Annotated in this window: 17 protein-coding genes; 6 read left to right on the plus strand and 11 right to left on the minus strand. The window is 54.2% G+C overall.

The window, feature by feature from the left end; translation table 11 throughout:
- Positions 1–164: 164 nt before the first annotated feature.
- From accD to VAE57_RS17925, 5 genes are all read left to right on the plus strand, one after another.
- Positions 165–1082 (plus strand): acetyl-CoA carboxylase, carboxyltransferase subunit beta, encoded by a 918-nt coding sequence (accD, locus tag VAE57_RS17905; RefSeq protein ID WP_322823187.1) that lies wholly within the window; start codon positions 165–167, stop codon positions 1080–1082.
- An 18-nt stretch (positions 1083–1100) separates the two neighbouring features.
- The gene (locus VAE57_RS17910; protein ID WP_322823188.1) at positions 1101–1949 is read left to right on the plus strand and encodes an acetyl-CoA carboxylase carboxyltransferase subunit alpha; all 849 of its coding nucleotides are present in this window, start codon (positions 1101–1103) and stop codon (positions 1947–1949) included.
- 81 nt (positions 1950–2030) lie between these two features.
- Complete coding sequence (locus VAE57_RS17915) at positions 2031–3218, plus strand: PatB family C-S lyase (RefSeq protein WP_322823189.1); 1188 nt, start codon at positions 2031–2033, stop codon at positions 3216–3218.
- Positions 3219–3334: 116 nt separating this feature from the next.
- Positions 3335–4585 carry a hypothetical protein gene (locus VAE57_RS17920; RefSeq protein ID WP_322823190.1) on the plus strand — a complete coding sequence of 417 codons (1251 nt, stop codon included), beginning with the start codon at positions 3335–3337 and terminating at the stop codon, positions 4583–4585.
- Between the two features lie 195 nt (positions 4586–4780).
- Positions 4781–6001 carry a hypothetical protein gene (locus VAE57_RS17925; protein ID WP_322823191.1) on the plus strand — a complete coding sequence of 407 codons (1221 nt, stop codon included), beginning with the start codon at positions 4781–4783 and terminating at the stop codon, positions 5999–6001.
- Positions 6002–6303: 302 nt separating this feature from the next.
- Here the strand turns inward: VAE57_RS17925 and VAE57_RS17930 are convergent, their stop codons facing one another.
- Genes VAE57_RS17930 through VAE57_RS17945 form a run of 4 tightly spaced genes read right to left on the minus strand, consistent with a single transcriptional unit; the run spans position 6304 to position 9561 of the window.
- Positions 6304–7404, minus strand: coding sequence for a glycosyltransferase family 4 protein (locus tag VAE57_RS17930; protein ID WP_322823192.1), 1101 nt, complete (start codon positions 7402–7404; stop codon positions 6304–6306).
- A 12-nt stretch (positions 7405–7416) separates the two neighbouring features.
- Positions 7417–7998, minus strand: a complete 582-nt coding sequence (locus VAE57_RS17935; protein WP_322823193.1) for a serine O-acetyltransferase — start codon at positions 7996–7998, stop codon at positions 7417–7419.
- 11 nt (positions 7999–8009) lie between these two features.
- Positions 8010–9014, minus strand: coding sequence for an exopolysaccharide biosynthesis glycosyltransferase EpsD (epsD, locus tag VAE57_RS17940; protein ID WP_322823194.1), 1005 nt, complete (start codon positions 9012–9014; stop codon positions 8010–8012).
- A gap of 4 nt (positions 9015–9018) precedes the next feature.
- Positions 9019–9561 (minus strand): acyltransferase, encoded by a 543-nt coding sequence (locus VAE57_RS17945; RefSeq protein WP_322823195.1) that lies wholly within the window; start codon positions 9559–9561, stop codon positions 9019–9021.
- Between the two features lie 419 nt (positions 9562–9980).
- On the opposite strand from VAE57_RS17945, the gene VAE57_RS17950 reads away from it, so the two are divergent.
- The gene (locus tag VAE57_RS17950) at positions 9981–11093 is read left to right on the plus strand and encodes a glycosyl hydrolase (protein WP_322823196.1); all 1113 of its coding nucleotides are present in this window, start codon (positions 9981–9983) and stop codon (positions 11091–11093) included.
- A gap of 66 nt (positions 11094–11159) precedes the next feature.
- Here VAE57_RS17950 and VAE57_RS17955 read toward each other — a convergent pair whose 3' ends face one another.
- From VAE57_RS17955 to VAE57_RS17985, 7 genes are all read right to left on the minus strand, one after another.
- The gene (locus tag VAE57_RS17955; RefSeq protein ID WP_322823197.1) at positions 11160–12062 is read right to left on the minus strand and encodes a glycosyltransferase family 2 protein; all 903 of its coding nucleotides are present in this window, start codon (positions 12060–12062) and stop codon (positions 11160–11162) included.
- A 721-nt stretch (positions 12063–12783) separates the two neighbouring features.
- Positions 12784–14010 carry an exonuclease SbcCD subunit D gene (locus tag VAE57_RS17960; RefSeq protein ID WP_322823198.1) on the minus strand — a complete coding sequence of 409 codons (1227 nt, stop codon included), beginning with the start codon at positions 14008–14010 and terminating at the stop codon, positions 12784–12786.
- Positions 14011–14447: 437 nt separating this feature from the next.
- The gene (locus tag VAE57_RS17965) at positions 14448–15446 is read right to left on the minus strand and encodes a dipeptide ABC transporter ATP-binding protein (protein WP_322823199.1); all 999 of its coding nucleotides are present in this window, start codon (positions 15444–15446) and stop codon (positions 14448–14450) included.
- A gap of 54 nt (positions 15447–15500) precedes the next feature.
- Positions 15501–16514, minus strand: coding sequence for an ABC transporter ATP-binding protein (locus VAE57_RS17970; RefSeq protein WP_322823200.1), 1014 nt, complete (start codon positions 16512–16514; stop codon positions 15501–15503).
- Between the two features lie 44 nt (positions 16515–16558).
- On the minus strand, positions 16559–17551 hold the full coding sequence (locus VAE57_RS17975; RefSeq protein WP_322823201.1) for an ABC transporter permease: 993 nt from the start codon (positions 17549–17551) through the stop codon (positions 16559–16561).
- 74 nt (positions 17552–17625) lie between these two features.
- Positions 17626–18819 (minus strand): ABC transporter permease, encoded by a 1194-nt coding sequence (locus VAE57_RS17980; protein WP_322823202.1) that lies wholly within the window; start codon positions 18817–18819, stop codon positions 17626–17628.
- A gap of 131 nt (positions 18820–18950) precedes the next feature.
- Positions 18951–20852, minus strand: coding sequence for an ABC transporter substrate-binding protein (locus VAE57_RS17985; protein WP_322823203.1), 1902 nt, complete (start codon positions 20850–20852; stop codon positions 18951–18953).
- Positions 20853–20998 lie beyond the last annotated feature (146 nt).

Raw genomic sequence — 20998 nt, forward strand, 5'->3', positions numbered from 1 at the left:
CGTAACGCCAATGGCACCTGATACGGAAGTATCAAAAAAGCGAACTCCAGTCTCTATCTCGATACTCCTTTGCGGCTCATGCTATAATAGATAACAATGAACTCACTGTGAATAAAATTACCAGCAGACGCGCATATACGCGCCAAGTGAAAGCGCAGGGAACCGTGAAAGAATTCTTCCGCCTAAGTCGAAAAGGGTTTACCGGGCGTGAGGATCAAGACAGCGCCCAAATCCCCGATGATCTGTGGGTGAAATGCAGTTCCTGTCGTGAGCTTATCTACAAAAAACAGCTCAACGATAACCTGAAGGTCTGCCCCAAATGCGGTCATCACATGCGCCTGAGTGCCCACGAGTGGCTCGGTCTCCTCGATGTCGGTTCGTTCCGCGAAATGGATGCCAATCTATTGCCGACCGATCCCCTTGGTTTCGTCGCCGACGAGGAGAGTTACGCGGCCAAGCTGACGAAAACTCAACAACGCACCGGCATGGCGGATGCAGTGATTGCCGGCATCGGTGCAATCAGCAACATTCAGATCTGCGTCGCAGTGGCTGATTTCTCCTTCATGGGCGCGTCAATGGGCAGTGTCTACGGCGAAAAGATGGCCCGCTCCGCCGAACGGGCAGTTGAACTGGGTGTCCCTCTACTCACCATCAATACATCCGGTGGTGCTCGTCAGCAAGAGGGGGTGATTGGGCTGATGCAGATGGCCAAGGTAACAATGGCTCTCACCCGGTTAGCGGCTGCCGGTCAACCCCATATTGCGTTGCTGGTTGATCCCTGTTACGGTGGTGTGACCGCTTCGTATCCATCGGTGGCCGATATTATCATCGCTGAACCAGGAGCCAACATTGGTTTTGCCGGCAAGCGTTTAATCGAGCAGATCATGCGCCAAAAGCTACCAGCCGGCTTCCAGACCGCCGAGTTTATGCTCGAACATGGCATGATCGATATGGTGGTACCGCGAAGCGAGATGCGTGACACATTATCCCGTATTCTCCGTCTCTACCACCAGCGCTCAACACCACCCACTAAAGCTGAGCTTGCCGGTCGACGAGCAACGTTACCGCAACCGATTATGTAATTGCGTGTGAGGCATACAATGGAAGAAACGGCTATCCCTCAATCGCTGACACCCTGGGATCGCGTACAACTGGCTCGCCATCCACAACGGCCACACACGCTGGATTACATTGCTGCTCTGTGTGAGGATTTTGTCGAATTGCATGGTGATCGCCGCTTTGGCGATGACCCGGCGATGGTCGGTGGTATGGCAACCTTTGCCGGTCAAACGGTGATGGTCATCGGACATCAAAAGGGTAACGATACCCGCGAAAATATGCGGCGCAACTTCGGGATGCCCCATCCCGAAGGCTATCGCAAAGCTCAACGCTTGATGCGCCACGCCGAGAAGTTTGGTCTGCCGGTTATCTGTTTTGTCGATACACCGGCTGCCGACCCCACTAAGAGTTCAGAAGAGCGTGGTCAGGCAAATGCGATTGCTGAAAGCATTATGTTGATGACAACGCTACGTGTTCCGAGCATCGCGGTTGTTATCGGTGAAGGTGGTAGTGGTGGCGCATTGGCTATCAGTGTCGCTGACCGTATTTTGATGCAAGAGAATGCCATTTATTCTGTGGCTCCGCCAGAGGCAGCCGCCTCGATCCTGTGGCGCGATGCCGCGAAAGCACCCGAAGCAGCGCGGGCATTGAAGCTAACTGCCGCCGATCTCTACGATTTACGGATCATTGATGAGGTCATCCCCGAACCGCCGGGCGGTGCCCATACCGATCGCCTAACCGCGATTACCACTGTTGGCGAACGTCTGCGTGTGCATCTGGCTGATCTACAACAACGCGATATTGACACCCTGTTGCACGAACGCTATCGAAAGTATCGCTCGATGGGTCAGTACCAGGAACAACAAATGGATTTCTTTGGTCGAGTGTAGTAATGTACAGGTGATGGCTGTCTGGCGCGTGGCCTGAACGTTTGGCTGCCACGCGCCTTTTGTTGCAAGAGGATCTTAACAGTGAACAGCTTCAACTTCGATCAGATCATTCCTCGCCGTGGCACCGGGAGTATTAAGTGGGAACAGTATCCGGCTGATGTTTTGCCGATGTGGGTCGCCGACATGGATTTTGCCTCGCCGCCAGCCGTGGTCGCTGCGCTTCACGAACGAGCTGCGCATGCAGTGTTTGGATACCCTGCTCATCCAGAACGCCTGGCTGAGGTTATTTGTGAGCGCATGGCTCATCTGTACCACTGGTATATTCAACCTGAACACATCCTTTTCACACCCGGATTGGTCTCGGCGATTAATGTCCTCTGCCGGGCTTTCGGGGAACCCGGTGATAGCGTACTGACCCTCACTCCAGCCTATCCACCCTTCCTGAGTGCACCCCGTAATCAACAACGACAGATCGACACCTGTGAATTGTCACTCAGCATTTCTGGTTCTATTCTTTCCTATACTATCGATTTCGACGCTTTTCGGGCGGCAATTCATGAGCGCACCCGACTCTTGCTGCTCAGCCATCCACACAATCCGGTTGGCCTCGAATACGATCCACCAACCCTGCGCCGGTTGGCCGAGATATGTCTCGACCGTAACGTTATCATCTGTTCCGATGAGATTCACTGCGATTTGTTGCTCGGTGAAACACGCCACACCCCACTGGCAGCACTCGATCCAGCCATCGCCGACCGCACTATCACCCTCATGGCACCCAGCAAGACGTTCAACTTACCCGGACTTGGTTGCAGTATGGCGATCATTCCCAATCCCGAACTGCGCCGTCAGGTGAGTCGGGCCGCAGCCGGAATTGTGCCGCACGTGAATGTGTTTGGCTTTGCCGGCGCACTGGCGGCCTACGAGCACGGTGCTGAATGGCTGGCTGCATTATTGCAGTATCTGACCACGAATCGCGATCACTATGTCAAGCGCGTTACCACCGAACTGGCCCCGCTTCGCTGCACTATCCCCCAGGCAACCTATCTCGGCTGGATTGATTGCCGCGAATTGCCTCTGTCAATCAGCCCGTATCGCTTTTTCCTTAATGAAGCACGGGTAGCCTTCTCTGATGGCGCGGCATTCGGCCCTGGTGGTGAAGGCTTTATTCGCATCAACTTTGGCTGCCCACGTGCCCAACTCGATGAGGCGTTGGATCGGGTGGCTGCCGCTTTACAGCGACTGGCCAACACTCATGCAAACACATGAGCGATGTTTTTAGTACTACATACCTAGTCACGACATAATGACATTTTATTCATCAAGTGCTAATCTGGCTGTGGACATACAGATGAGTGTGACTCGAGCATCACGGAAAGGCTCACATGGCCCGCATACTCCGATTAGCACTTTGCACGTTCTTTATCTTGAGTGTCTTGTCGCATATCCCAACCGCTACTGCCACACCAGCTAACTGTCCGGTTGATCGTTCCCATCTGGTTCCGCGTTTTGGCGGTCGCTGGTTTTTACTAGGCGCAAATGTCCCATGGCTCAACGGTGGCTACAGTGCTGATTTCGGCACCGTGGAAGAATGGGGGCAACACACCTACGACGCCAACGCCACCCGTGCCATGTTCCGAACCCTCCGGCAACAAGGGGCAAACACAGTACGCTGGTGGCTCTTTGCTGATGGCCGTGGTGCACCTGAGTTTAATGCCAGTAGCGGTGGTGCCGTCACCGGTTTTGACGCTACCTTTCTCCCCAGCCTGGCCAGCGCGATACAAATTGCGGCTGAAGAGAATATCTATCTTGTGTTCAATCTCTGGAGCTTTGATATGCTCTTCGCCGACTCAACGGCTACTGCACGTGGCGAGCATGCAGGTGGTCATCGCGATCTGATCGTGGACAGTGCCAAGCGTGCCTCTTTTATCAACAACGCGCTATTGCCGATGCTGCGCTACCCGGTTGGCAACAGTGGTTATACGATAGGCACCCATCCAAATGTGCTGGCGTGGGATATTTTCAATGAGCCAGAATTTGGCATTAGCGAACCGCCACATTTCACACCGTCCGGCGAGGTTGCGCAACCGGTGACGCTGGCCCAAATGCAGCGATTTATCGCCGAGATTTCCGGCGCTATTCACCGCAATTCAAACCAGTTAACAACAGTCGGTAGTGCATCGATGAAATGGAACAGCAGCACGGCCCTCGGCGCCAGCGGTAATTTCTGGCGTGATGCAGTGCTGACCGTATATGACCCGCAAGGGTATCTCGACTTTTACCAGATTCATTACTATGGCTGGATGAACGGTGATGAGCGGTATTGGAGTTACTCGCCTCTCTTCAACGACTGGTACGAGGCGGGCTTCGACAAACCGGTCGTCGTTGGTGAGCTACCGGCCAATGCGGGCGGAACGAATCGCACTCCTGCTCAACTCTTGACCGAACTCCATGCGAATTGCTACGCCGGCGCCTGGGTATGGCCGTATTTCAACGTGAACGATGGCACCGGACAATGGTCTGACGCTCAGGCAGCGGTGCGCAGTCTGAGCAACGCTGTACCACACGAGGTGCAGATTCAGCGTTCGAGTCCAACCCTACCGGTGCGCGTCTACATTCCTTTAACCATACGATGATCAAGGATCATTCGGATACATTTCGGTTATGGCCGTTACTTATAATCGTTAGCTGCGACATAGAAATTGGTAGTGATGCACCGGTATCATCCACCCTCCCCCTCTGATACCGGGCTTCACTACCTGTCACCACCACAATGCAGGCCTTGCTGAAACATCAATAGGGCATTGTTGGTGATGTAGACGGAGGTTTTGATGCCGCGAAGATACTGGCTGATTGTTTCGACCATCTGCCTGATGAGTGGTCTGCTCTGGTTGACCTGGCAACCTTCCCTGACCGTTGTTGCAAACGGAAGCCGTCGTCAATTTATCCCTATCATTGTGAAGCCATCGATATTTACTGAAACATTCACCGGCGAGCCGGCGCAACCGCAAAGCTGGAACCCCGATCACTGGGATGTCGCTGTCCACTCTCGCGATGTTAATACCTGGTATCAGCTTGAGGCCATGTCCGCCGAACACGGCCCTGATTGTGCACCAGCCCCGGCAACCCATACTATCAATCGTTACGAAGATGCTGTTTACCAGTGCCGCAACCACATTATGACGGCGATCAAAGCCAGCGGCTATGGCATGATCTATCTCACCCCTAACCATCTGGTTGATTTCAGTGGTGGTAACGCGACCATCCGTTTCGATGTCTCCACACTACGCACCAGTCTGCGCGACTGGATCGATCTCTGGATCAGTCCGTACAATGATCACCTGCAACTGCCCTTTGATATGGAAGTTGATTTAAGCGGGCCGCCACGTAATGGTGTGCAGGTACGGATGGACCTCAGTGGCAACTTCTTTGATGTGATCATCTACCGGAATTTCCAGCCCACGGTTATCCAGGGCGTTGCTATTCCGTATGATCGCTTCCTGGAACCAAGTCCGACTCGCCGCGACACCTTTGAGCTTCAGATTTCGCGTACCAGGATCAAGTTTGGCATGCCGGCCTACAATTTCTACTGGGTGGATGCCAGCATTGCCGATCTGGGTTGGGATCAGGGAGTCGTGCAGTTCGGTCATCATTCATACAACCCACTCAAAGATTGTACATCCCCCTGCCGACCGGGCACCTGGCACTGGGATAACGTCACCATCAGCCCGAGTCGACCATTTACAATGATCGCTGCCAATCGTCGCTATGTTGATCGTGCCAATCCATCGGTCACGCTATCGGCACCGGCACCTGCCAATGCCTACCTGCGCTTCAGTGGTATCGGTCCGAATCTTCAAGTCCGTTTCAATGGTGGTGCCTGGCAACCGGCGCGCTTACAGGCTCAAGACAGCCGTTATTTCAAAGATGAACACTTTCGCAACTTCTGGATGCCTGTTCCAGCCGGGGTCACGCAGATCGAATTTCGTGGTGATCGCTGGTGGGGCGCAGACTGGCACGTGCGCGGGATCAGTGTATGGGCATTGCCGTAGTGCTGAGTGAGGGTTTTACAGGCATCTACGATCAGACCGCTCTTCCGCTCCGGCACCTGAGAGATACTGGACATTATGGAATGGCATTAGCCATGGCGTAATCCGCGCATATCCGCGCCATCCACGAATATCCGTGGTGAGTACCTGCGGAACACGGATGGACGCGGAGATGGCGGATGTTCGCAGATAGTGTCGCAAGCCCTGGTGATCTGCTACTAACGGTACACGTTGTGCGAGACACGGTTAGACACGCACGCAGCGGAAGCATGGATTGAGGTAACGATCCTGGCTCGATACCGACTTCATCTACCAGGATGGGTAGCCCAAACCCTTCTGGACGGTGCTACTGTCTGCACCATCAATTCGGCAATTTGGGATGCATTCTTAATTGCGTTGAAATAGATTTCGGCGTGACGCCGTGCTGCTGCTGCCATGCGCAAGCGCAATTCTGTCTGATCAATCAGTAACTGCAAACGTGCAGCCAGCATTCCTGGGTCATCAGGTGGAACCAGAAAACCATTGACCCCATCCCGCACAATATCGGGCAGACCACCAACGGGCGTTGTGATCACTGGCAATCCAGAGGCTATCGCCTCTAATGCCGCAATCCCAAACGCTTCAGCCTGAGTTGGAAAAACAAACAGATCAGCCTGTTGGTATAACTCTATCAAACGTGGTGAATTCGGCGTTACATCGCGATACACAAAGACACCTTCTGCCGGATCGAGCGGGCTGCGCGTCACGATATGCAGCTCCACCGGTGTAGTTACCTGTTTGACCGCAGCCAGTAGCGTTGGCCCGCCTTTACGCACGAAATCGCCACCCACGAAAAGGATGCGCAGAGGTCCAACCGCTCGCTCGCGACGAGGCTGCCATCGTGACAAATCGATACCGGGGGGGATTACCCGAATACGTTCTGGAGCCACACGATAATCACGAATGAGAGAATCACGCACCCATTGCGACCAGGGTAAAACCCATGCTGCCCGTTGAAATACCTGGACATTCAGATGATGTTTGAGGGCAGCAATGAGACCTGGGCGATCAGCACGATGGTGATAGAACGATGCCATCGCATCATATTGCCGTGGTGTAATATCGGTTGCGATTACATACGGTCGTTGCGTTACCATCTTCCCGGCCAGCACTGCCGGGACCTGGGTATTGAACAGGGCAACGTCATACTCGGTGGTGCGGAGTATGTGCCGAACCTGTTGTCGCCCGCGCAATGTCCCTCGTAAATGTTGTGGCAACGGCAGACGCTCAAGCCAGCCATTCCCTGCATACGTTATTGCCGTCCAGCAGGGAACAATTTGCGCCTGATAGGTCAGGCCAAAGCGCAGATTCTCGGCGTATGTTTGATGACCAAGATGCTGTTCCAGGACGAAGAGGCTACGTATCATACTAAAACAATCCTATAGCATTAATTGCGACCGAAGAGGCGCCTGATCAGACACCGTACCGTTGACCACTTCAGCACCACTCTTCACCACTCGCGCTGGAATGCCAACGACGGTTGCACCGGCCGGCACATCACGAATCACGACGGCATTTGCCCCAATCTGCGCCCTATCCCCGACGGTGATCCCTCCCAGCACCCGGGCACCGGCACCAATGAAGACCTCATCGCCAATGACAGGAAACTTCCACTCATTACGCATCCCAATTGTCACGGCAGCGATGACCGAACAATTGCGCCCCATCCGCTGCGGCGCGATAACGGTGCCTACCGGGTGAGCGATGTATAAACCACCCCCAATGTCGGCCCCAACCACAATCTCCAACCCGTATCGTCGATAGATGCGACGCTGAACATAGCCGGGAATGAACGGAATTCCACGCTGCTTACACCACGAACCGAAACGAAACCAGAGCATTGCCCGTAGAGGAAGATGAGTAAGCAACAGACGCAAAATCTGGCGCAGGCGCAGCGGTTCTGTGCTAATCTGTCCAGGAATCACCCAACGTCGTACATCTTGCAAAAAGAGATCGATCATCGGTCGCTCCTTCAGGTTTGAGCCGTTTTCATCACTCGTCGTGCTGTTAACAAATGATCACGTCCACCTAACTCATCGGCCACGCCCTGGTAGTAACGGAGGTTGAATATGGCGCTGTAGATCGGACGACTTCCTCGTTCTCCTAGCAGACGGTGCGCCAGGAGTGCTATTCGCGGCATCACAGCTAGTGCCACGGCACTGGCCCGTGGGCGATCAAGCAATGCATGTACCAGCCAGCGGGTAAGCCGCTTACGCTGCGCAAATTCACGGCGCACGAAATCGATCAGATCAACCTGCTGCTCACGACCGAAAATAATGTCGTTACGTCCATACGTGTACGGTGTGGCCAGCCACGAAGCAAAACTACGCTCGGCGTAGTGATAGCCGGTTGCCTGCGGTGCAAAGACAAACTCAACCCCTAACTTCGCCAGCCGGTATGCCAGCTCAATATCTTCGGCACGGCGAAATCGCTCATCAAACCCGCCCACATCCAGGATCAATTGACGAGCCAATGATGTATTGCCCGTGTAAAATTGTCGTGCCGTTGCCGGCCAGACCCCACTGGTCATCGCCCGATACTGTTTCTCCAACATCGCCTGCTCCCATGCCACCCAGGGCAACAAACGGGCATCGGGCGGTGTGATCATCGTGCCCAGGACAACACGATTGGGATGTCCGGCATGCAGGCATAGATGTTCGTTGAGCAAATCCGGCACCGGTACGACATCATCATCCAGAAACAGGATCAGAGGGCTACTGGCCGCTGCCACACCGCGATTCCGTGCCGCTGCCGGACCGGCATTGTCTTGTTGAATGAAGGTAAATTTGAACGGAAAGTGCGCTCGCTGCGCATACTCGGCAGTCCCATCGGTTGATCCATCCGAGACAACAATTACTTCAAACTGATCGTGCGGATAACGCTGACTGCTAACAGCCGCCAGCACCCGCTGCAAGCGAGCTAACCGATTGTACGTTGGAATAACAATACTGATACTGAGTGCAGATCTCTGATTCATACGCTTATAACTGTCTAATGACCCGAGCCGGAACTCCTGCTGCCAATGAACGCGGCGGGATGCTTTTGGTTACCACACTACCGGCACCGATCACACTACCAGCACCAATCGTCACACCACTCAATACCGTTACTCGACCACCGAGCCAGACATTCTCTTCCAGAATGATTGGAGCTGATGGCGGTCGTTCCTGGCGCCGCTCCGGCTCCAGACGGTGGAAGTCGTTGTCCATAATCATGGCATAGGTACCGATATTACAATGCGGCCCGATACGTACCAGTTCAGTTGCCGCAATCGAACAACCGTAGTTGATAAACGTCCCCTGACCAATCTCCAACCGCGCCCCATGAGCTACTGCCAGTTCGAGTGGTACAATCGTTGAAACCAATCGCGCTCGCTCGCCGATGATGAGCTGGCCGTAATTACTGATTGCCGGACGCCCCCATAACCGTACTCGTGGCCCCAATCTCGCGCTGCGGAGATACCAGCGTGCCCGCAACACAGCCAGAATATCGCTCACAATGTCGGTTAGTGGACGTGATGGCATAGCTGTTCCTCCCTATTCTGCCATGTCTACATTACCCAACTGAGATGAACGGATTCTAAACAAACTGCTCTGGCAAGCTGACAGTTTCGTTGCTGAATTCTTGTCTGCATCTCAGTGCTCCGATACGGTAGAGTCGAGAGTTTATGTAGTTGTGGAGTATATATGCCGCTATCCCGTCTTGTCTCTCTCTTTTGGCTCCTCATCATCGTAACCAGCGGCTGCAACTGGATCCGCCAGCCCAACCAGAGTGATTTCGGGCAACCAATTCCTACACCAACGTTACCAGAATTGATACCACCGATATCGGACAACCAATCACCGGCATTGGGGTCAATATCAATGGCGCCTACTGGCATGACGGTACATTTGCTCCCGCCCTCGATACGCTCTACAACGAGCTGGGTGCTCGCATCTTTCGCGTGATTGTCGAAACGAGTGCGTGGGGCGACCTTACGGCCGCAACACCACCACCGATTGATTATCGCATGCCACCATTCGATAGCATATGGGCAATTATGCACTATCTGGAGCAGAAACCCGCCACCCACGTAATTTTGAGTGTCATGGGTGAGCCACCGGCATGGATGGACATCAGTCAGGCAAATCCCGAACTCACTGAACGATGGGTTGAGACCATGAATAACCTGATTGCAGCCGGTCGTCGGCATGGAGTGTCATTGCAATGGTTCTCGCCGCTCAACGAGATTGATTACGGACCACCCGAAGGACCAAAACTTACCCCAGACCGGTATGCGGAGGTGATGGAACAATTAGCAGTTCAGTTGCAAGCCAATGGTTATGGTGACATTGGCCTGATCGGACCGGAAACCGCCTTTAGCAGCGCTACCGATGCCTACCTGCGTGCACTGAAAACCAAACCGACAATAACCCAGATGCTAAGAGCAGTTGCCATGCACGACTATGCCGGACAATTGAGTGATATACGTCCAGCTCTGACCACTTGGCCGGCATCCGCGCCAGACATCTGGGTGACTGAATTTTCACAATGGTGCACCGCATGCTATGAAGAACCAACCCGCAGTAACGAATGGTCATTTGGTGCCGATAGCGCTGAATTTCTGATCCGTTACCTGCGGCAGAGCGTACACGCAGCACTCCTCTACGATGGCGTTGATGGCTTCTACACCCACCATGGCACGTTCGACTATTGGGGTGCCCTGGCCTACAATCCGACGAATGGCGAGTTTCAGATCCGGCCACGCTTTGCAGCCATTGCTCAGATTGCTCGCTTCGTCACACCGGGAGTAGTACAGATAGGGGTTTCAGCCGATACAGCCTTACCGCTGGTCGCCTTTCGCGATCCGGTCACCGGAGCGATTCACATCATCGGACGCAACGCCACAGCCCATCCACTAACCCTTACACTGCGCGATATGCCGGCTGCAACGGAGGTAACACTGACTCAGACCACCAGCTCTCTTATTCCCACCAGTACAACGGCAACCGCAAGCAAGATACCGGTGGCTGCTGACGCAATCTTTGCAGTGACATTCATTGCTTATGATGAATGAGATAAAGACCTGATTACACAAACTGATCGACTAGATATTCGACAGTCTTAATCATTTTAGTTTTGGCTATAGATAAACCAATCGTTTCCGATCTATGTGATGCAGTAATCCGCGCAGACACCCTCTCATAAAGGCGACAAAGCGCCCTAAACCGTGAGGCCGCTGCAAATGCGAGAGCGATAACAGCGGCTCAATCAATACCGGCTGCAACTCATACCAGAGCAATATACCGGCCTCAAAGTAACCGGCTTTTACAGGTTTGACAAACGCCGCGCCTAACCCTTCCCAATTGTGCGCTGTTAGACGTCGCCCCTCTTGCCAGGTACGAAACCCGTAGTGAATGACCGCTGTCGCCGGTGTTCCGACTACAGACCAGCCGGCCAGGATAGCGCGAATGGCAATATCGACATCAGCCGCCGACTTAAACGTGCCACCCGGCCCCAGACACTCGTCAAAACCACCTATCGCCAGAATACGTTCCCGACGAAGCGCCATACCCGCACCAATTCCCCGTACATACCATTTCTCGCGCAGAGTATTGACGACGACACGTCTGGGGCATTGAAAGCCAGGGACAAACCCGGCACTGGGGTCGTGGGGACCTGGCAAAACGTTACAGTAGAGCACGGCTGCGTGCGGCTCAGCCTCCAGCTCGGTTTCCAGTATTCGCAACCAATCTGGTGGTACCACACAATCATCATCGGCGATTGCAATCAATGGCGAACGTGCGATACGCAGACCGAGATTGTGACCTTTCGCCCAACCCTTGAAGCGTACAGGCAGGTAGTGAAAGCGTCGATCATGATGAAACTGTTGTAATGCATGAGCGGTGCCTGCATCACTGCTCTGATCGATCACGAACACCTCAAAGGCCGGATGATCATTTGCGAGAATACTCGCGACGGTGTCCGCAACAGTCCCACCACGATCACTCGTACAGATGACCACGCTTATAGTAGGGAGCGACATAGTTGAGCCTTCTGCACTGAATCTGAGAGCATTGACCAGAACAAAGATCGGACGGTAGTTTTCCGGTTTACATTATGAACGTATTATATAACCCAAATTGCCGTCCGTGCCCTGAACAGACCACGGAAATTGAATACCAGGATGAACAGCACAATGTTACTTGCAACGTAGTGCGTCGTCATGACGTCAGCATCGATCATATGCTGTTGCGGATTCTTGCAGTAGTGCATCGCTGTTCACACGTTGTCGTAGAGACATGAAATACTACGTGTGAATGTCCGCAGGTTCCTCACCGACTGTGGCAGCGTTCCCGCAGACATGCTTCTTCACGCCTGATGGCAGTAATCTGGGTACACTTGAACCTGTTTCAAAAACACTTACTAGAAAGTATCTCATTCATTCCTGACCAAATCCATGACCGTAACGAGCACATTCGGCCTTCCCATGACCAGTAGGGTCAACGGCCAACCACGCACCGGATCGTGAGCACGGCTGGTGCAGCAACATGGCTGTCACACGCCAAACGCCGCGACGTGCGTATGATGAGCGGGGAAGACAACCCAATTCGGTGCGTGATGGTACCGAAGATGGTCATTAGCCCTTCTCGTGTCATTCCGGCAGCCTGGGAGCAGAATATCCTATTGCTGACGATTGGCAACCGTTTACGCACATGGGCGACGGCCTTGGTAGCATGGCATCACAGCTTTATGAGATAAGTTCTCTACTCAACGCCATCCATCAACTCCTGAGCAGCAGCTAACAATTGAGTAATCCGCTGCGGTGGCACCTGTTTACTTTTGAGGTAGAGTTCTAAGGCTTTGAGTGGTGTTAGTCCTTCACCCAGCGCTTCGCCGGTGTTGCCGAAGCGCTGCCGGGCCGGTCGTTCAATATTGAACACAATCGCTGCGATAACCGCAGCATCGGCTGCCCGCAGCCACTCGCGTACCTGTTCTTCGCGCAACAGGGCTGCCTGCTCGCGCGTCAGTTCAACCTCTACCCGCACCACGGCATCACGCAGGTCATGGCGTTCAATGGCGGTTTGCAATGCCTGCACCGGATCGCTACTCCGTCGCAGATCGCGTTCGATACTGACAAAGGGGCGCACTGCTAACGGTACAAATCGCCAGTCTGCCTGGCCGGGCGCCAGTTCGACCAGAACACACCCCTTTGGTTCGTCACGTTCACCAAAATCAACCCGCTCGATGCTGCCCGGGTAAACCATTGGTGGCTGTCTGGTAATCACCTGATGGCGATGGATATGACCCAGTGCAACGTAATCAATCCCCGGTTGCGCCAGGACTGAACTGGGAAGACTCAGATCATGGCCGAGAATCATCGCACGTTCGGCACCAAGTTGTGCGCCTTCGACGGTGCCATGAAACGCCAGCACAGTGGGAAGCGCAGGATCACGTTGTTCAACCGAGCGTTCGATGAATTGTTCAAGCCGACGACGTATCTCATATTCGATAGTCGCAAACGACGCCCCAACCATCTCATCGCGGGTTAACAACATCTGGCGGGTGACCCAGGGTACTGCAATCAGTTGGAGCGGCCCGCTGCGTGTCTCGATGCGATGCATCCGTGGTCGATCAGCCACCGTTACCCCTTCTAACGCCAGAGTGGCAAAGATCTCGACTGAATGCGCACGACCCTGCGCTGGCGAAATATCGTGGTTACCGGTTAGAATAACGACAGCGACCCCTGCTTCACGCAGGCGGCGAATCCGGGTGGCAAATTCACGCTGCACGGTTGGATTCGGCGAGCGGTTTTTGTACACATCACCGGCGATCAGACAAAGATCGATTTGATGATCGAGACCGATAGTAATCGCCTCATCGAGCCGGTCGAGATAATCTATCAATCGTGAATGCAACCCGCGTCTTGGGTCAAGAGCACCGTAATTTTCAACCCCAAGATGAAGATCGGCCAGGTGCAACATGCGGATCATAGCAACCTCGTTCTGCCAGCGAAGCATAACCGCAGATTATAAACGGAGCTTATCTGCCCGGTGCGGAGAGTATTGTAGCTGAAAAGCATTACCATTAACCTAAGTTACTACCCTTTTCACCACAGAGATACGGAGGAGACAGAGGATAGGGATAACCCGGTTGCTACCGTGTGACGTAGCACGTCCATGGGAACTGACTGCGCCCCACATCATTCGTGCGGTTCGCCATACGGTGTTGCACGCGACGTCGTGCTGTTCATCCTGATCGTCCGCCTCCGTGGTTTGTACACAGCATAGGTAGCAACTCGAGTTACCATTATGATATGGTGACTCTGTCAAAGCATTACGTTCATCACATCGCGTATGTCAAGATACATTCACCAAAACAAAAACGGGCAACTGGTTGAAGTTGCCCGTTACCTCTATGCGCATTCCGGCTAAAACTGGCCGGCAAAATGACATGCCACCCAGTGACCTTTACGCTTCTCTTCAAACACCGGCTCTTGCTCTTTACAAATGCTTCTCGCAATCCAGCAGCGTGGGTGGAAGCGGCAACCACTGGGTGGATTGATTGGGCTTGGCACATCACCCTGCAACACAATCCGTTCGCGTTTGGCAAACGGATTGGGATTCGGAATCGCTGAAATGAGCGCTTTGGTGTAGGGATGCAGCGGTTCGCGGAACAGCTCCTCACTGGTCGTCAATTCGACCATCTTACCAAGGTACATCACGCCCACGCGATCCGAGATATGCTCGACCACGGCCAGATTGTGCGCGATGAAGAGATAGGTCAGGCCGAATTCGCGCTGAAGTGAACGCAAGAGATTGAGCACCTGCGACTGGATGGACACATCAAGTGCAGAGACCGGCTCGTCGCACACAATAAGCTTTGGCTCCATAATCAACGCACGGGCAATGCCGATGCGCTGCCGCTGCCCACCGGAAAATTCGTGTGGAAAGCGGCTCATATGCGATGCACTCAGACCGACTTTTGCCAGCACTTCACGCACCCGTTCCCGCCGCTCAGCGGGAGTGCCAATGCCGTGGATCACCAACCCTTCAGCTACGCTCTCACCAATCGTGATCCGCGGATCGAGTGACGCATACGGGTCTTGAAAGATGATCTGCATGTCACGGCGCAGGGCTTTCATCGTTCGGCCACTGGCCCGCATCACATCCTGACCTTCAAAAATCACTTCTCCCGCAGTCGCACGTTCGAGGCGCAGCACAGTACGACCGGTCGTAGTCTTGCCGCAGCCGCTCTCACCGACCAGCCCCAGCGTCTCACCGCGTTTGACGGTGAAGCTCACATCATCAACAGCCCGCACTTCAGCAATCGTGCGGCGTAGAAATCCCCCCTTGATGGGGAAATACTTTTTGAGGTTACGCACCTCAAGTAAGGTGTCATTTACCGGTTGTAGCACCGGAGAAGTCATGCTCATACTCCATATATCGCAAGTCAGGTAGCAGACTTTCGCCTGCTACCATACTCATTCATACAGCCAGCAGCGCACTCGTCGGTTAGCACCCAACTCCACCATTGGCGGCGGTTGATCACATTTCTCAAACCGTTTGCTACAACGTGAAGCGAACCGGCAGCCCTTTGGTGGATTAATCAGGCTTGGCACCGTGCCGGGAATGACCTCCAGCTCTTCCCTGGTATCACCGAGCACCGGCATCGAATTGAGCAAACCTCTGGTGTACGGATGCTTCGGGTCACTAAAGAGTGATTGCACATCAGCGTACTCTACGACCCGACCAGCGTACATAACCACGACGCTATCGGCCATTTCCGCAATGACACCCATATCGTGGGTGATCAGCATAATGGCCGTTTCGATCTTTTCACGTAGCTCGCGCATGAGATCGAGAATCTGCGCCTGAATGGTAACGTCAAGTGCAGTCGTAGGTTCATCGGCAATCAACAACTCAGGATTGCATGCCAGCGCCATGGCAATCATCACCCGCTGGCACTGACCACCCGACAGCTCGTGGGGATACTGACGCATTCGGCGCTGCGGATCGGGCAAACCGACCATCGACAGCAATTCAATACAGCGTTTGGCTGCCTCTTCACCCTTGAGACCCTGATGAATTTCCAGGGTCTCGATAATTTGATCGCCGATCCGAAACACCGGATTCAACGCTGTCGTCGGCTGCTGGAAGATCATCGCGATGCGATCACCACGAATTTTTCGCATCACTTCCGTATCAAGCGTCAGCAGATCGGTACCATCGAAAATAATCTTCCCTTCAACAACCCGACCAGGCGGGCTAACCAGACGCAAAATGGAGAGCGATGTCACACTCTTGCCAGAACCTGACTCGCCGACAATCCCCAGCGTCTCACCACGGCGTAGCGTAAAATCGACGCCATCAACGGCCTGGACAACGCCTTCTTCAGTGAAGAAATAGGTTTTCAAACCTTCCACACGTAGCAATTCAGCGCCACGGCGGGCGGTTGGACGCTCTGCACCCGCTACAACACGAGACTCGGTTGCCACAGTTGCTCCGTATCTTTATTCCTCAAGCGTTTGCGCCGTGTTCCCTAGCCGCGTTGACGCGGATCGAGCGCATCACGCAACCCATCACCAATATAGTTGATTGCAATCGAAGCAATCAGAATTGGAAGTGCCGGAATCAGCGGCATCCAAGGATATTGAAACATATAGCTCTGGGCATAGCCTAGCATATTACCCCAGGTTGGCGTCGGGTCTTGAATACCAAAGCCCAGAAAACTGAGCGCCGACTCTGCCACCAGCGTACCGTTGACGCCGAGGGTAAAGTCAACAATCATCGGTGGCAGGGCATTGGGGAAGACGTGGCGAAACAGGATGCGTGCATTACTGGCACCCAGAGCACGCGCCGACTCGATATAGACGTTCTCGCGTACCGAGAGTACCATACCGCGCATCAAACGGGCTGTTCCCGTCCACCCAAAAAAAGCCAGCACCAGAATCACGGCAATGATAATGCGGGCTTCCCGTTCTGAGACGGCAAACACAAAGGCCAGAAATGATGCCAGCCAGTCAGGAATTGGTATAGCATTGATATTCTGCACCAGAATTGAGGCCAGAATAAGCAGGAGCAGCAGGGTAGGGAAGGTCGCCACGATTTCGAGAAAACGACTGATGAGGGTATCAACCCAACCGCCGAAATAACCAGCCAGCATCCCCAACAAAATACCGATAGTCGAGGCAACAGCAGTAGCCAGGAAGGCCGTACCGAGCGAAACCCGTGATGCATAGAGCAAACGAGTGGCATAGTCACGGCCCAGGTGATCGGTGCCGAGAATGTGAACACCGCCATCAGCATCAACACCCATTGGGGTCAAGAAACGACCACCCAGATTAGGCTCATCGCGTGGATAGGGAGCAATTAACGGCGCTATCGCCGACAACAGAAGTAACACTGTCAGGAGGCCGACACAAAACATCGCCAGACGGTGGCGGCGAAAACGGCGAAAGACAATCGCCCATTGCCCCTCCGACCGGCGGGGTGCGGCCTCTTCAAGCGGCACGGCAGTCGTGCTGGTGGCCATCAAACCTCTCCTCGTGAAATGCTTGCATACGACCGGCGCCATTGTCGGTCGCCATATCATAATGATAACGCACTTTATGTTAGTCGAATACGCGGATCAACAACCGTGTATAGAATATCCGTGATCAGAATACCGATCAGTAACAGCACAACATTAATGATGAGCAGTGCCATTACCACATTATAGTCATTGCGACCGAGGGCATCAATAAACAGACGACCAATACCCGGCCAGTTAAACACAGTTTCGGTAATCAGAGCACCACTGAAGAGCGCAACCAGAATACCGGCCAGCAGGGTAACAAACGGAATCAGTGAGTTACGCAGCGCATGCTTCAAAATCACAACCCGCTCTGCAACCCCTTTGGCACGTGCGGTACGCACATAGTCGAGGCTGAGCACCTCTAACATACTACCGCGCACAAAGCGGCTCCAGCCGGCGATATTAATGAAGGTCAGCACACCACACGGCATCAGGAAGCGCAAAAATCGATCAAGGAAAGAACCGGCTTCCACCGTACCAAGCAGTGGCACCGTATAATCGCGCACACCAACCGCATCGCCAGGTGGCAGATAAGGCAAGCCGGCATTCTTTGCCAGCACCGAGAAGAGCAAAATCGCGAAGATACCGAAGACAAAACTCGGCAGTGAAGCACCGATAAAGGTAAGCGTCGTCATAATGTAGTCGAATCGAGAATACTGACGTACCGCCGAGTAGACCCCAATAGGAACAGCGATCAATATTGACAACAGAATCGATGCCCCCATCAGGTAAATCGTATAGGGGAGACGAGTCATGATCAGGTCAGTTACCGGTCGGCCGCGCAACATCACCTGCGAAATACCAAAATCACCGAAGACAATGCCCCGACTCACCTTGCGACCTTCGAGATCGGCCATTGTCACCGGTACTTCACACCCTTCTTCAACTACCTCCACCCGGCCATCGGGATAGCGCAGACGCACCTGCCCTGGAACAGCACAACCTACCTGCCAATCGGCTCCCAGGCCACCGGGCAATGGTCCAGCCGGCCAGCCGATTAACCAGCGTGTGAAGCGAAATGGCAAATAGATATCTAATTCAAAACGCTCGCGCACACGGCGGATATCATCTTCTGAAATACGATTTTGACCGGCATTCTGGCGTTCAGCCAGCAACTGATCAATCGGCCCTCCAGGCACCAGGTACAGCATGCCATAGGCACAGATTGCAGCTACTAATGCCACTAAAAACATTTGTATAAAGCGGCGGGCAAGATAACCTGCCATAGCTATGCTCCTCGACAGTGGGGAATGACCTATCGCGATTTACAGCGTGAGGTCAGCGCTACAAAGACAGAAGAGGCGGCGATGAGCGAGTTTGCCCATCGCCGTGCCGTTTACCGGCAAACTGAACCTGCTTACTTGGTGAAGAGGTTCATATCAATGTGCTCCCAGGTCGGGCTGGCAACCACGAAGGCCTGAATTTCGCCGCGGTTACCGGCCTCGATCACGGTCTGCACCTCAGCGCCGGCACCCAGGGTCTCGCTGCCCAGCACATCAACTTCACCGGTCAGCAACTGAGCCACAGCCTGGTTGGTATCGGCAATGAACTTGATGATGACCGTCTTGATCTTGACCTCACCCTTGTAGTAGTTCGGGTTGGCCTCGAAGGTCATGCTCTGGCCCTTGACCCACTCCTTGAGCACGTAGGGGCCATTGCTCAGCGGGCGCTCGATGATTTCGGGCAGGGTCTGCCACTCAGCCGCCGGAACATCGGCTAGCCGGCGACCATCGCTCAGCACCTGGTGCGACGGATAGGCACCCAGACCGGCGCCGGCGAAGTAGGTCGGCCACTGCACACCGGGGTGGAAGGTCACAGTGTACTCGGTGTCACTGGTGAAATCGATCTTGGCAATCGAGTTGCAGTAGGTCAACGAAACTGCACCAGACTCAGGATCACAGTTGATCTTATACGCCAGCTCGAAGTCAGCCTTCTTGAGCGGCTCACCATCTTCCCAGGTGATACCTGATATCCACTTGTCGGTCACGGTCAGTTGCTTCATGGTGACCGTGCCACCCTGATAGGTGATCGTCTCACCAGCAGCGTTCACGATCTCGACGCCAGGTGCCAGCGGCACTGCCTCACCATTGGTATTCCAGACGATGTCACCCTCTTTTACCTCGACATCGGCATTCGTTGCCCGGCCACTCTCAATGTTCGACAGGCCATCAAGCCCAACCGGCTGATAGTCGTAGTCGTACGTAGTGGCTGCCGGAACACCGAGCAGGTTCACAGCCACCCGCTGCACTGCTGCGCTCTCGATCAGGCTCCACATAGTCTGCGGCTCCTGAGTGAAGCCGAGCACCAGTGTATCGCCACCATCGGTCAGCTCCCACTCATCGGCGTTGGCCGTGTAGTACTCGGTGGGATTCGGCTTGAAGTTCACCAGCCGGTTGCTGGCCGCATACGCCTCAAGGCGGTTGAAGAGCGGCAGGCTCACCATATCCTTGGTGAACTCTTCCTGAACGATGGCATACTGGCGGATACGCTCAGCGCGGTCGAGTGTATTATTCGCCGCAATGATGGCCCGGCTTGCCCGATCGTTACACCAGCCCATGTAGTTCTGACCTTCCCAGTTGTTGGAAGGCAGCGGAATCTGATTACAGGAGTAGAGGGTCTGACCACCCGGATCGGCCTGACCAACCCAGGCGAAGGCGCCCAGCTCGAAGTCGCGGCGGCTCAGACCAGTGCTGCTACCGAACCACCATGAAGCCGGGGCGTAGGTCGGGATAATCTGGATACCACATGCAGCCATCTGGCGGATGAAGACGGCCGACCAGGTCTGGCGGAACTGCGCATTAGTGGTCGTGAAGCTCAGTGATAGCGGCTCACCGTTGGCATTGCGGCGGATCGGCTCACCTGTCCAACCAGCCTCTTCGAGCAGCGCCTTGCCCTTTTCAGGATCAAACGGATAAACGGTGATGTTATCCTTCGCTGCCGCCCAGTGCGCCTTGGGCAGGAAGGTATCCATGAGCAAGTTCTGCTGCTGCTCTGGGGTCAGGAACGGATACACCGAAGCAATCAGCTCAGGGCGATTGGTGCAGTAAGCGATTGCCTGGCGTACCCGCAGGTCGCTCAGAATAGGATGGGGAGTAGTGTACTGCTCAGCCGCAACCGCCTCCGTCACCACAACGGTCTCAACAACCGTTTCGCGGATCACCTGTGGTTGAGCAGCGCCACCACCACAAGCTGCCAGAATCGGAATGATCATCGTCATTGCCATCAGAGCGGCAACGACTCGCTTGGTAAAACCAGCCATCTGTCTGTGTCCTCCTTAATACTTGAGGGCAACGAAACCAACGACTTTCAGCCTCTGACGAATGCTCAAACAGTCGGGCCGCGCCATTGCGTTTGTCCTTCGCCGCATCACCCCCTTTCCAGTGCCCACACGCTGTCTGTCCGATT

The sequence above is a fragment of the Chloroflexus sp. genome (genome assembly GCF_034434295.1).
Lineage (GTDB): Bacteria > Chloroflexota > Chloroflexia > Chloroflexales > Chloroflexaceae > Chloroflexus.